This is a genomic window from Mangrovibacter plantisponsor (genome assembly GCF_003182475.1).
In the GTDB taxonomy this organism is placed as follows: Bacteria; Pseudomonadota; Gammaproteobacteria; order Enterobacterales; family Enterobacteriaceae; genus Mangrovibacter; species Mangrovibacter plantisponsor.
Genome location: NZ_QGTS01000007.1, coordinates 25,719 through 38,805 on the forward strand (window position 1 = coordinate 25,719; position 13,087 = coordinate 38,805).

Sequence of the window (13,087 nt, forward strand, 5' to 3'; positions counted from 1 at the left end):
CACCCAATAAAAAACCAGGAAAATCAATTTATTGATTTTCGGCTGCTAACTAAAAAGAAGGAAACAGCAACCGGCTGTTTCTCTTTCTTCCTGGCATTATTTAGCACTGCTCAGTACTGCACTCACAATTTCCACGGCTTCGGTTTCTATCTGTTTACGGTGCTCCGCGCCCAGGAAACTTTCACAGTAAATTTTATAAGCATCTTCCGTACCAGACGGACGCGCGGCAAACCAACCGTTTTTGGTCATGACTTTCAGGCCGCCAATAGCTGCGCCATTGCCGGGAGCTGTAGTCACACGGGCGGTGATTTCATCTCCGGCAAGGGTACTGGCACTGACCATTTCCGGTGACAAACGAGACAACGCCGCTTTTTGTGCAGATGTTGCAGCCGCCTGCAGGCGGTTATAGCTCGGTGCACCGAAACGTGCAGCCAGCTCATCATAATGTTGCTGCGGGTTTTTACCGGTCACAGCTGTAATTTCCGCGGCCAGCAGGCACATGATGATCCCGTCTTTATCGGTTGACCATGGCGTACCATCAAAACGCAGGAACGATGCCCCGGCGCTCTCTTCCCCACCAAAGCCAAAACTGCCATCAAACAGGCCATCAACAAACCATTTGAACCCAACCGGCACTTCCACCAGCTTACGGCCCAGGGCATCCACTACCCGGTCAATCATGGCTGAAGAAACCAGGGTTTTACCCACAGCAACATCACTGCCCCATTGCGGGCGATGCTGGAATAAATAATTAATGGCGACAGCAAGATAATGGTTTGGATTCATTAACCCAACCGGGGTAACAATACCGTGACGGTCATAATCCGGGTCATTCGCAAATGCCAGGTCAAATTTATCACGCAGAGCCAGCAGACCTGCCATGGCGCATTCAGAAGAACAGTCCATGCGGATCACACCGTCTTTATCCAGGTGCATAAAGCGGAACGTTTGATCAACCTGGTCATTAACCAGCGTCAGATCCAGCTTGTAATGATCTGCAATGCGCTTCCAGTATTCAATACCGGAACCGCCGAGCGGATCCACACCCAGTTTCAGCCCCGCTTTTTGAATGGCAGCCATATCAATGATATCGGCCAGGCCTTCAATGTACGCCTGAACAAGGTCGACTTCCTGAACATGCCCACCAGCCAGCGCGTCATCAAGCGACACACGCTTAATACCCGCAAGGCCGGCTGCCATTAACGCATTGGCACGTTCTTCAATAACTTTTGTTACACCGGTGTCTGCCGGGCCACCATTAGGCGGATTATATTTGATACCACCATCTTCTGGTGGGTTATGCGATGGCGTAATAACAATACCATCAGCCAGCGGACCACCCTGCTTGTTATGAACCAGAATCGCATTGGAAACAGCAGGCGTCGGCGTGAAACCGTTATCCTGCTGAACAATCACATCCACACCATTGGCAGCCAGCACTTCCAGAACAGAAATAAATGCCGGCTCAGAAAGCGCATGGGTATCTTTACCGACATAACATGGCCCGGTAATACCATTCTGGGCACGGTTCTCGGCAATCGCCTGAGCGATAGCAAGAATATGGCTTTCATTGAAACTATGGCGACCGGCACTACCCCGGTGGCCTGACGTACCAAACTTCACCGCGTGCTCTGGATTACCTGACTCAGGTTTCAGTACATAATACTGAGCGGTCAGTTGAGCGACATTAATCAAATCACTCTGCTGCGCAGGTTGCCCTGCTCGAGGATGGTTAGCCATTGCTGGTCCTTTTTGTCACAAGCGTTAAATGGTGCCGCAAACCTTTTCAATCAACTCTGCCGGGAACTGCATCGACTGCATAATATGCTCGACCATGCTACGTTTGCGGCCCGTATTGGTATTCGTGATCACCCAATATGGGGTATCGGGAACTTGCTTAGGTTTAGTCTGATTACCATTCTTCAATAAGGTTTGCTCATTAATAGCGAAATACACCCGGGTGCGCCCGTGTAAAGACTCCGTAGCCTGAGCAAATGTGGAAGAATCCAGGGAGTAGAGCGTTGAAAGCACCAGCATAAAGCGGTTAACCGCTTTCTTTTGCTCTGCATATTCATCTGACAGGAGTAATTCACGCATTGCCCGTACTTTATCTTTCGGTTTTTCTGGCGCTTTTTCAGTACGGGGAACAGGAACACTGCTGTTTGTTGAAACTGTAGAAGAGGACAGCGCAACAGATTGCTGACCAGAAGAGAGTTTCAGCATACGCCGCAAAATGTCTGACGCGCTTTCACCAATATGCAGTGTGTGGCTCGCGATGTAGCGATACAGCTCGTCATCAACTTCAATCGTTTTCATTTTAATCCAGTTACATATCTTTTCTGAATACAAATCATTGGGATTATAGAGTCAAAACCCAATGGCGAATAGCATCAACCCGGGATGGTGTCAAAAGTCAGAATTAACTGTAACCCTTGCAGCCGGATGGCAGAATAGCCAACATAATACCCTATTCCTGAGACAGCGAAAAAAAGAAGTTTTCTATGAAATTACACGCTCGCCTGCAATCTGCTCAACAAATGACTAACAATCCACCGGTTGTGCTCATCCATGGATTATTCGGTACGCTGGACAATTTAGGCGTTCTGGCAAGGGACCTGGTTAAGGACCACGACGTACTGCAAATAGACTTACGCAACCACGGCCTGTCTGCACGCAGTGACACTATGACCTGGCCTGCCATGGCGCAGGATGTACTGGACACGCTGGACGAACAGCACATAGACCGGGCGATATTCATCGGCCATTCAATGGGTGGCAAAACCGCAATGGCGGTGACACAACAGGCACCGGGACGGGTTGAAAAACTGGTCGCTATTGATATTGCCCCCGTCGATTATCACGTTCGCCGCCATGATACTATTTTTGCCGCTATAGACGCCGTTAATGCAGCCGGTGTAACTACCCGGCAGGATGCAGCGGCAATCATGCGCAACATCCTCGATGAAGAAGGGGTTATTCAGTTTTTGCTGAAATCCTTTGTTAATGGCGAGTGGCGTTTTAATGTCCCGGTACTCAAAGCGCAATACAGCAATATTGTTGGATGGGAAACCGTCACACCATGGCCGCATCCGGCACTCTTTATCAGCGGCGGGCTGTCGCCTTATATTCAGGAACAGTATCGTGAAACACTGCTTGCTCAATTCCCCTGTGCCAAAGCCTGGGTCGTTGCAGGTGCAGGTCATTGGGTTCATGCAGAAAAACCAGAGGCAGTCATTCGCGCGATTCGCCGTTTTCTTAGCCCTTCGGACGAAAACTGATTAAAAAGCCGCCGACTGGCTGGCAAATGTGGCTTTCGCGTTGGCGCGTCATGTAGCCTGATGTATCATGGCGCGCTGTAATGCGCCCGAGCACGTTGCTCAAGCCACCTGTTTTCCTCACTATTCTAATCATGGCAAAAGAACAAACGGACCGTACGACATTAGATCTGTTCGCGGATGAACGCCGTCCGGGTCGCCCGAAAACAAATCCACTGTCACGTCACGAACAATTGCGTATTAACAAACGCAACCAGCTTAAACGCGATAAGGTTCGTGGGCTTAAGCGTGTGGAATTAAAACTGAATGCCGATGCGGTAGATGCGCTGAATGAGCTGGCGCAGGTGCGAAACATGAGCCGTAGCGAACTTATTGAAGAGATGCTGATGGCTCAGTTAGATAACACAAAACCAGGTCATATATAATCCACGCATTCCCGGCAGTTTTTCCTTTTCATGTAGCAGTGTGTGCACCCGGTAATGATAGCTGTTTCCGCACTGGAAGCTGTTCTGCTATCATTGCCTTATCTGTGGACAAACTCACGCCACCATAACATTAAGTTTCAAGAGGTTATTAAACTCATGGCGATCGTAGGCATTTTTTTCGGCAGCGACACCGGCAACACTGAAAACATTGCAAAAATCATTCAAAAACAGCTTGGTAAAGATGTTGCTGAAGTGCACGACATAGCCAAGAGCAGCAAAGAAGACATTGAAGCCTTCGATATTCTGCTGCTTGGTATCCCAACCTGGTATTACGGTGAAGCACAGTGTGACTGGGATGATTTTTTCCCTACACTGGAAGAAATTGATTTTACGGGTAAATTGGTAGCCCTGTTCGGTTGTGGTGATCAGGAAGATTACGCCGAATATTTTTGTGACGCACTCGGCACAATGCGCGACATCGTCGAACCACGTGGTGCGGTTATCGTCGGTCACTGGCCAACTGCCGGGTATCATTTTGAAGCGTCGAAAGGTTTGGCGGATGACGACCATTTTGTCGGCCTGGCTATCGATGAAGACCGTCAGCCTGAGCTGACAGCTGAACGTGTTGAAAAATGGGTTAAGCAAGTTTCCGAAGAAATGCAGCTCGATAGCATTATTAATGCCTGATAGTTCACCGGCGCAATCATATTGCGCCGGATTGATAGGTAAAACCGATAAAAATAATTGCTACATTTTTTTAACTTTTTTGCGTTAGCGCTGTACAATGATCCAGTTGACAGCATGTATTTTTGGTAAATTTGCCAGTGCTGTCAGATTATTATTTTTCAATTTTGCTGGAGACTTGCGGTTTTCTTTAGGGAGTGTCAAACCTATAATGAGACGCATTAACTTTAGCGTATTACGTCGTACGCCCATTCACGGGCACTTTGCAAGCAACAGGACATATTCCGCATGACTGACAACAACACCGCATTAAAGAAGGCAGGCCTGAAAGTCACGCTTCCCCGGTTAAAAATCCTGGAAGTGTTGCAGGAGCCGGACAATCACCATGTCAGCGCGGAAGATTTATACAAGCGACTGATTGACATGGGAGAGGAGATTGGTCTTGCTACCGTGTATCGCGTGCTCAACCAATTTGATGACGCCGGAATAGTTACACGCCATAACTTCGAAGGTGGTAAATCCGTTTTCGAACTGACGCAGCAGCACCATCATGACCACCTGATTTGCCTTGACTGCGGTAAAGTTATCGAGTTCAGCGATGATTCGATTGAAGCTCGCCAGCGTGAAATTGCTTCCAGCCATGGTATCCGCCTGACAAACCACAGCCTGTACCTTTATGGTCATTGTGCTGAAGGCGATTGCCGTGATGATGAAAATGCGCACGAAGGCACCAAATAATCGGGTGTACCCGTAAGCCGGTGCAATGTGACACCAAAAAAAAGCCAGGTTTAGAACCTGGCTTTTTTTATCTGTTATGGCCTTATGCCGCGCCGCTTGCAGGGCACTCCTGCCCCGCAAGCAACCCCGTGTCACTCAACAATCACCACCCTGCTGGTACGGTTGCCATCCGGGCTCACAGCACGCACCTGTACGTTACCACTGACAACCGGCCGGGCGTCATTGCGCCAAACCTGCCACTGCTCCCCGCCATCAACGGAGTATTCAACCCTGAGCCCTGGCAGGCTGACATTAGTGGCCAGTTTCCCGTCAACAATCCGGGCACCAGGTACCGGAACACGCCAGGCAATACCGGCGGCATCCAGTTTCGCCAACTCACGCTGGCCTAACACATTGGCAAACCGCTGCCAGTCTTTTGCCAAAGCAGCCGTATCGACATAGTGGGTTTCTCCGCCTTTATACTCCCGCCCGGGCTGCCAGTCCTGTTCCCAGGAAGCCTTGTGCCAGGCACGCTCCGCTACTGAAATAATACGCGGGAATAAACGGTATTCCATTTCTTCATCAGTGCGAACAACTTCACTCCAGACTTGCGCCGACAAACCATGAGCCCCGGGCCATAACTTCGCCGAACCGGCACTGAACGCATTGCCATCACGGTCTACCGAAGTTTCTGCATTTTGCGGCAAGTTATCTGGTGCAAAGCTAAACACTTTACGTTCATCGGTAAACCGGGTTCCCCAGTAATAGCCCGGCTCCATTGGGTCTACTTCATACGGGAAGTCAAAGTAAACATAATCCGGGTTGGAAATCGTGACTTCATAGCCTTTATTGGCCCAGTCACTCACCGCATCTGAACCACCCCAGTACAGGGTATCCCAGAAGTTAATCCCGGTGCGTTTAGTTGCAAAGGCCGACGCGCCTGACGCATCTCTCAGGCCATCTTGCCAGGCCTGCATTTTCTCAATGCCATGGGCATCAACCAGTTTACTCACTTCTACCGCAAACCAGCTTGGCAAATGCGCCATATCTTCAACTGCGCCAGATGCCACCAGCGCCTGGCACACTTCGGATTTCGCCCAGGGTTTATCTTGCTGGCTCATATCCACCTGCCCTTTTCCTGCCTCCGGGCTGGCTTTATCCGTGTACCCGGCCCCCATGTAGATATTTTTCGCTTCATCTGCGCCAAAATGCCAGGTTGTCAGCGGCAAACCCGCTTCTTTATGCATCTGGAGAATTTCACTCATTACTTTATCAACAAAGCGGCGAGATGAATCCAGGCACGGGTTCAGATAACTGGCCTTGTCATAGAACTGAACCGTCGTGGTACGCGATGTATCGGTCGGGTCGAGCAAACGGTATTCATTCGCTGCATCAGGCTTACCCTCTTTCATCAGCCTGTCATAACGTGCTTCCATTGACACTACAGCAGCCCGGGCATGCGCTGGCATATCAATTTCCGGAATCACCTCAATATGGCGGGCTTTAGCGTATTCGAGTATTTCAATGTAATCCGCCCGAGTAAAATAACCGCTGCCATTATTGTTACTGTCCGGGCCTGATCCTAATTGTGGTAACAAACACTGTCTTTCAGTTAAATCATGGCAACGCTTCCCGCCCACTTCAGTCAGTTCCGGCAAGCCGGGGATTTCAATACGCCAGCCCTCATCATCGCTCAGATGAAAGTGGAATTTATTCAGCTTATAAGCTGCCATTTGATCAAGCGCGCGTAAAATAGCGGCTTTAGAGTGGAAATTACGCCCAACATCAATGAACATGCCGCGGTAATCAAAGCGCGGTGCATCACTGGCATCCAGAGTTGCAATCGTTTTCGCACCACTTACCGGCACCAGCGATAAAATTGACTGTAATCCATAAAAGACCCCAGTTTGATCAAACCCGGTGACCACCGCTTCACCTTCTTTAATCGTAAGCCGATAGGCACCGCTACGGGCATCGTCGCCAGTAAAGGTTTTCGGTGCAATCGATGTGCGCACCGGGTAACCACTGCCGGTTTTGATACCCAACTGCTTAAAGCGCGCCTCAATCACCTCAGCAGATGGCCGCAACAAAACAGCCAGGTCGAGTGCCACGCCATTACTCAGAACAGCATCTTTCTTATGCACTTTAATCTGTTTGGGGGTTGGAATAATGGCGCCACGCAGAGACTGTGCAGCAAGCCGTGATACATCACTGTTTTTTTCAAAACGGGTATCAGCCGTCATTAAAATGTTGTTGTCATCCGGTGTGCGTTTCCAGTTGTCACCAATTGGTGCCACGAACTGAGTTAAATCCTCGGTATCGGTACTGGCGATAACCTGAGGTTGTGCGCCGGGAGCGGTGACATACCAACGCGGGATGACATCGGTCATAAATAACTGCCAGTATTCATTCACAATGGGAATATCAACAGATTGCCCGGCGGCAAAACCAGTAAATTTCTCTGTTGGTTCAAGCTTATGCAGGTCGCCAGTAATATGTGTGATAGTGAATGCCGGGTTATCCGTACGCAGGATCTGGCGAATGCTGGGGAAATATATGGCCCAGTCATGTGATGTCACGGCCCGGTGACTGTGGTTGGTCAGTGTAATAACCGCTTTGTTGCAGGATGCCCAGTCAGCCCCCAGCGCAGCGCAATCCACACCATTTAATGCCGCATGGTTGTCCAGAACCTGGTATTTGACGCCAAACTCACTTAATTGCCCGACCGTTTTCTGGTCGGCACCCGCCTGGCCTGACAGCATTCCGAATACCAGAGCAGCCAGGACAGATTTATTTAAACGTTTCATTTTTCATCCTCTGAGTTGCGCCTGCTGGCTTCGCGAATCCCCAGCAGTGCCAAAAATTACCCGACGGAAACCTGAACAGCCTCAGGTTGCTTTAGAAAACAGTGAAAGGGGCAATCACCATAAATTTCACATCCCGCTCATCCTGGAAAATATTGCCGTACCCGCCGCCATAGCTCGGGATATCAGAGTGGTTGTCGTATTGGGTGAAATGAAGTTTGAACAGCGTACCTTGTACCCGCCCGCTCTGAATGGTATATGCAGCATCCAGGCTATAAGCAGACTCTTTCAGGCGATAACCAGCATCGTAGTAGCCATCTGTTGTGGGTAAGCTGGAAGGTTTGGCATCCCAGGCATAAACATAAGACGCCCCAATGGACCAGCCGGGTAAATTCCAGTTCACCAGGTCGTACATTGCCCCAACAAATACTGCCTTCTCGCCATTGGCGTTAAAATCGGAGCGGTTATCCCACCAAATATCAAGGCGACCGTTGGAGGAAGCATAGGTTGGTGTCATACGTTGCAGGAAATAGCCCTGCTGCCCTTCCGCTTTGACCCAGGTGCCTTCCAGGCGCAAATCTACCTTGCCCACCTGGTAGCCAAAAGTTAATGCCTGCAACCATGCCATGCCGTCATAAATATCATTGACGCCACCGCCGGAAACCTTGTCGCGCGTACCATAGAATTGATAGCTGGTGGATAGCGGGCTGCCAGCCACATCAAATTTGTAACTGGTTTTACCGAAGTACTGGTCAACATACCCCTGGGCCTGGCCGAAAGCTGCTTCGAGCACCAAGTTATTTTTGAAATCAAATTTCGCGCCAACGGAGTGAAGGTAGTCAACACGGGTTCGCCGGTCATTCTGGTAGAATTTATCCATCTCGATATGCCATGGCGATTTATACTCATTGCTCCACATATATGAGAAGCTGAGTGCCCCGGCATCTGCGAAATCGAATTGAGCCCCAGCCTCTGCACCCTGATAAGTACCCGGCATAAAGCTCCAGTGTGGAGCAAGCAAGGTTTGCCCGGTGGGCTGGAGATACCCGGCGCGCGCCCACACCGGCCCGTGTTTAAACTTTGCTGCCGCTTTATACAGGCTGATGCCGCTCTTATCGCCCCGCCAGTCTTCCTGGTAAGCTTTATTGCTTGATGAAAAAGCGATTTCATTGGGGTGCCCACTTTCATGGGACTCCGCCATTTCAATTGCGGTAAAAACCGCAAGATCCAGGCCAAACATATCGGCAAAATAACCAGACTGAAAATCAAGGTTTGCGCTCCACGTTGCGTGTGACAGATTGGTTTTATACTCGTCTGCCACCACATCTTTGCGGTCACGCTCTCGTTGCCAGTAATAAATCCCTCCAGCCAGGGTGGAGTCATCGATAAACCCCGCAGCATGGGCAGTGAAACTCCCTCCCCAACCAGAAAAAGCCGTAGCGCAGGCGATTGCCAGCGCCACTGTACTGCGTTTGCCCACAGACTTACGCATAGTTATTCCTCTTTGACGTAAAACCCCGAAAACGGGAAAAATAAAATGACTAATCAACAGGGTGCGGTACTCAGGCACTGCCTCAGGTTATTTTTCGCGATGCGAATTATCAATGCGATTTACACAAAAAATCATGTAATTATGACCACAAGCACATATTTAATTATATTTTGTTACAATAGGAAAAGAGCACAACGGCGCTCAATTTACGACCGAATTTATTTGAAATATAGATATAAAACAACACATTAATTAAAATACAAAAAGAAAAAACCTGAAGAGAAACACGAGCTGAATCGAAGAAAGCAAATTTTCATGCTCTTTGATGATGGTAGTTATTTTCTTTCGAAAATTTACTAAATACAGCCAGAAAAAGGAAAACAATCGGGCGGGTTAATTGAGGTTTTTTACCGAGTCGCGAATGACCAATTCACCGGGTAAACTCACACAAGTTTTATCGGTATGCGGGGAGATACCTAACAAACGTTCAACAGCCAGTTTGACCATGTCAACCAGGGGGATCTTAATGGTGGTAAGCGCCGGAGAAACAAAACCGCCAATGCGCGAATCATCAAACCCGGCAACTGAAATATCGCCAGGTACCGCAATTCCCGCCTCTTGCAGCGCTTTCATAGCACCTAATGCCATATCATCATTACCCGCGAGGATCATGCTGAAGGGTATTGCCTGCTCAATCAGTTGCCGGGCAGCGGCATAACCACTTTCCATACTCCAGTCACCGGGCACTGCCAGTGCAGGAACAGGAGTAAGACCTTGTGCAGATAACTCATCTAAATACGCCTGATAACGCATGTTATTGGTAGGAGACCCCTTTCTGCCGCTTATCCAGGCGATGTTGCGGTGCCCCATATCCAGAATGAATGCCATCATCATTCGGGCACACTGATAGTGCAGAACGCTGATAGCACACTCTGGGTGGCGTGCTAATGTGCGGTTGAGAACAATAACAGGAACCGGGCTGGTATCAATAATCGCATCCAGTTCATCAGGAGTGAGGTACTGCGGGTAAACCATAATACCGGCACATTTCATGCGTACCAGGTAATCAATCGCCGCCGTTTCATCTTCTGCAGAGTGCTTACCATCGGCAAAAATAAGCTGATGCTGATATTGTTCGCTCCAGGTTGCAGCACCATAAATCAGCGTTGAGAAGTAAGGGCCATTGTACAAAGCATTGGTCATTACAAAACCCACTAAACGTGTTTTCTGCGTTGCCAGTTGCTGGGCCAACAAATTAGGCCGGTAACCCGTTTCTTCAATGGCTTTAAACACCAGGCGTTTAATTTCATCACTGACGATGTCTTTACCATTCAGCACCCGGGACACGGTAGATTTAGATACCCCCGCAGCTTTAGCGACATCCAGCATTTTTACCATTGAAAAACGACTCCCCGAATTATCTACGGCCTGAAAGGCAGATTAGCCTGCACTCTGAACCCCAACAGATATATTCAGAGCTACACGACTGTAATGGGTTTCGCGTGCCGTTTCAATTTTGAGGCAACAAGAGCGGGGCCAGTAATGCTGGCCCCGAGTATTTAAGCAACAGAAAATAAAGGGTTGCCGCTATCAACCTTTCCCGATTGCTGGTGAAATACCAAAGCATGCTCATCGCTGTTCACCACCAGTACCGGCGTCGTAATGTCATAGCCTGCTTCAATAACCTTTTCTTTATCGAACTGAATCAACGGGGTACCGGCAGTCACGTAATCCCCGATTTTCACCAGCGTGGTGAAATGTGCCCCCTGGAGCTTCACTGTATCAAGGCCCACATGAATGAGCAGTTCGGCACCATTTGCGCACAGCATCCCGACTGCATGTTGTGAGTCAATTACCGAAGCCACTTCCCCATCGCAGGGAGCAATAATAACGCCGTTGTCAGGTAAAATAGCGATACCATCGCCCAGCAGTTTGCTGGCAAAGGTTTCATCGTTAACCTCGCTCAGAGAAACCAGTTTCCCTGAAACCGGGCTATTTAACACCAGTTCAGTAGGCATATTCTCTTTAGCGCGCGGTTCTGGTGTATTTTGTTTGTTTTCCGGCATTTCCGGCTCCGTAAAGCCCACCATAAACACCAGAGCAAAAGTCACCGCCACAGTCACACCAAGCCCCACCACTTCACCAATAAACGACTGGGGGTTTTCCGGGCTGATAGCATTCATAATCGTCAGCAACCCCGGGAGCCCGGCATAAGCATAGTAGTAGCTGCCAAAGAAACTGGCGACGCATGCCCCTGTAGCCCCACCGATACAACCGCAAATAAACGGTTTTTTCAGGCGCAGAGTGACACCATAAATAGAAGGTTCAGTAATCCCAAACACCCCGGTCAGCCCGGCAGACCATGCAACTGGCCGGAACGCAGCCTGGCGGGTTTTCATCGCACAGGCAAAGGCTGCAGCCATTTGCGCCACAACGGCCATCGTCTGGAATGCCTGAAAAGAGTCACGGCCATACATATCAAAGTTAGCCATAATGACAGGGGTAATCCCCCAATGGACGCCAAAAATGACAATAACCTGCCATACACCGCCGATAACCGCAGCAGCCAGCGGTGGAGCCGCATTGAACAGCCAGTTATAACCATGAGCAATACCATTCGCCAGCCCGGCCGTTACCGGGCCAATCACCACCAGCGTTACAGGAACCATCACAACAACACAAATGAGAGGTGTGAATAAAGGCGCTACTACATCAGGCAAAACACGTAATACCAGGCGTTCCAGATGTGCCAGCCCCCAAACCAGAAATAACGGCGGTAGCACCGATGAGGTATAAACCGTCTTCGCTAACGGAATACCGAGAAAAGTAAAGCCTTCGCCACTGGCAATTTTCCCGGCAATCACTGCCCAGTCCGGGTTGATTAATGCGCAACAGCACAACACGGCTATATAGGTATTGCACTTAAAATGTTTTGCTGCCGTTATGGCAATGAAAACCGGCAGAAATGCAAACGGTGTCCAGGAGATAAAATTGAGTACCCCAAAGGTACCTGTCGTATGAAAGGATACAGAGAAATAATTGATGATGATAAGCAACCCCTGCAGCAACCCGGCAGCGGCCAGCACGTAAATAACAGGTGCAAAAACCGCCGACATCGTTGCCACAACAGCATCCAGTGGGCGTTTTTTCTCAGCTGTAGCATTGGTTAGCGTGTCACTATCAACCAGCGCGGAAAAAGCCTGATACACATCGGCGACATGTGTACCAATAACCACCTGAAACTGGCCCCCGCTCAGGACGACAGTAATAACACCAGTCAGGTTTTTTACCCGCTCAACAGCCGATTCAGGAACTTCCTTTAACACCAAACGTAACCGAGTTGCGCAACGGGAGAAGCTCACCAGGTTCGCTTCACCACCAACTTCAGTGAGAATATTGTTTGCCAGCGCGCTGTAATCTCTGATAGTGCCCATAGCTGATCCTTTGTTTGTTTGCTCTCTGCAACCGGTTTCAGACTGACTGAACATGCACTTCCTCTGCAACCGGTTTCAGAAAGAATTGCGGCAATTCTCACAGAATCAGGTTATGGATAAATCCGTTGCTTTTATGGTGTTAATCGCTGCGTGGAATGACGTGTACTGGCGGGAGCTACCAGGAATGGCGCAAAAAAATGGCTGTTGCAGGCAAAAAAAACCGTAGCCGTGAACCACGACTACGGTTAGTCTTCAC

The 13,087-nt window shown here is 49.4% G+C and carries 10 protein-coding genes; 4 read left to right on the forward strand and 6 right to left on the reverse strand.

The features are described from left to right. Nucleotides 1-96 precede the first annotated feature (96 nt). Together pgm and seqA are read right to left on the reverse strand one after the other, a co-directional pair. The gene (gene pgm / locus DES37_RS12310; protein WP_110025975.1) at nt 97-1,740 is read right to left on the reverse strand and encodes a phosphoglucomutase (alpha-D-glucose-1,6-bisphosphate-dependent); all 1,644 of its coding nucleotides are present in this window, start codon (nt 1,738-1,740) and stop codon (nt 97-99) included. A gap of 24 nt (nt 1,741-1,764) precedes the next feature. Further along, entirely contained in the window at nt 1,765-2,316 is a 552-nt protein-coding gene (gene seqA, locus DES37_RS12315; RefSeq protein WP_036109404.1) for a replication initiation negative regulator SeqA, read from the reverse strand. Between the two features lie 185 nt (nt 2,317-2,501). Here seqA and ybfF point away from each other — a divergent pair, with 185 nt between their 5' ends. The 4 genes from ybfF to fur all read left to right on the forward strand — a co-directional run bounded on the left by ybfF (nt 2,502) and on the right by fur (nt 5,122). Continuing rightward, complete coding sequence (gene ybfF / locus DES37_RS12320; RefSeq protein ID WP_036109408.1) at nt 2,502-3,278, forward strand: esterase; 777 nt, start codon at nt 2,502-2,504, stop codon at nt 3,276-3,278. A 131-nt stretch (nt 3,279-3,409) separates the two neighbouring features. Then, the gene (gene ybfE, locus DES37_RS12325) at nt 3,410-3,700 is read left to right on the forward strand and encodes a LexA regulated protein (RefSeq protein WP_036110697.1); all 291 of its coding nucleotides are present in this window, start codon (nt 3,410-3,412) and stop codon (nt 3,698-3,700) included. 156 nt (nt 3,701-3,856) lie between these two features. Beyond that, nucleotides 3,857-4,387, forward strand: a complete 531-nt coding sequence (gene fldA, locus DES37_RS12330; protein WP_072006970.1) for a flavodoxin FldA — start codon at nt 3,857-3,859, stop codon at nt 4,385-4,387. A 285-nt stretch (nt 4,388-4,672) separates the two neighbouring features. After that, on the forward strand, nt 4,673-5,122 hold the full coding sequence (gene fur / locus DES37_RS12335) for a ferric iron uptake transcriptional regulator (protein ID WP_036109411.1): 450 nt from the start codon (nt 4,673-4,675) through the stop codon (nt 5,120-5,122). 131 nt (nt 5,123-5,253) lie between these two features. On the opposite strand, the gene DES37_RS12340 is transcribed toward fur, so the two are convergent. The 4 genes from DES37_RS12340 to DES37_RS12355 form a co-directional block, all read right to left on the reverse strand. Then, nucleotides 5,254-7,908, reverse strand: coding sequence for a beta-N-acetylhexosaminidase (locus DES37_RS12340; protein WP_110025977.1), 2,655 nt, complete (start codon nt 7,906-7,908; stop codon nt 5,254-5,256). A gap of 91 nt (nt 7,909-7,999) precedes the next feature. Next, entirely contained in the window at nt 8,000-9,397 is a 1,398-nt protein-coding gene (chiP, locus tag DES37_RS12345) for a chitoporin ChiP (protein ID WP_110025978.1), read from the reverse strand. Nucleotides 9,398-9,790: 393 nt separating this feature from the next. Then, nucleotides 9,791-10,795 carry a LacI family DNA-binding transcriptional regulator gene (locus DES37_RS12350; RefSeq protein WP_110025979.1) on the reverse strand — a complete coding sequence of 335 codons (1,005 nt, stop codon included), beginning with the start codon at nt 10,793-10,795 and terminating at the stop codon, nt 9,791-9,793. Nucleotides 10,796-10,956: 161 nt separating this feature from the next. Beyond that, on the reverse strand, nt 10,957-12,831 hold the full coding sequence (locus DES37_RS12355; protein ID WP_110025980.1) for a beta-glucoside-specific PTS transporter subunit IIABC: 1,875 nt from the start codon (nt 12,829-12,831) through the stop codon (nt 10,957-10,959). Between the last annotated feature and the right edge of the window lie 256 nt (nt 12,832-13,087).

Coding starts and splice junctions, on each gene's coding strand:
- pgm (WP_110025975.1), bottom strand. CDS start 1,740: ATGGCTAACCATCCTCGAGCAGGGCAACCTGCGCAGCAGAGTGATTTG.
- seqA (WP_036109404.1), bottom strand. CDS start 2,316: ATGAAAACGATTGAAGTTGATGACGAGCTGTATCGCTACATCGCGAGC.
- DES37_RS12350 (WP_110025979.1), bottom strand. CDS start 10,795: ATGGTAAAAATGCTGGATGTCGCTAAAGCTGCGGGGGTATCTAAATCT.
- fldA (WP_072006970.1), top strand. CDS start 3,857: ATGGCGATCGTAGGCATTTTTTTCGGCAGCGACACCGGCAACACTGAA.
- ybfF (WP_036109408.1), top strand. CDS start 2,502: ATGAAATTACACGCTCGCCTGCAATCTGCTCAACAAATGACTAACAAT.
- DES37_RS12340 (WP_110025977.1), bottom strand. CDS start 7,908: ATGAAACGTTTAAATAAATCTGTCCTGGCTGCTCTGGTATTCGGAATG.
- fur (WP_036109411.1), top strand. CDS start 4,673: ATGACTGACAACAACACCGCATTAAAGAAGGCAGGCCTGAAAGTCACG.
- DES37_RS12355 (WP_110025980.1), bottom strand. CDS start 12,831: ATGGGCACTATCAGAGATTACAGCGCGCTGGCAAACAATATTCTCACT.
- ybfE (WP_036110697.1), top strand. CDS start 3,410: ATGGCAAAAGAACAAACGGACCGTACGACATTAGATCTGTTCGCGGAT.
- chiP (WP_110025978.1), bottom strand. CDS start 9,397: ATGCGTAAGTCTGTGGGCAAACGCAGTACAGTGGCGCTGGCAATCGCC.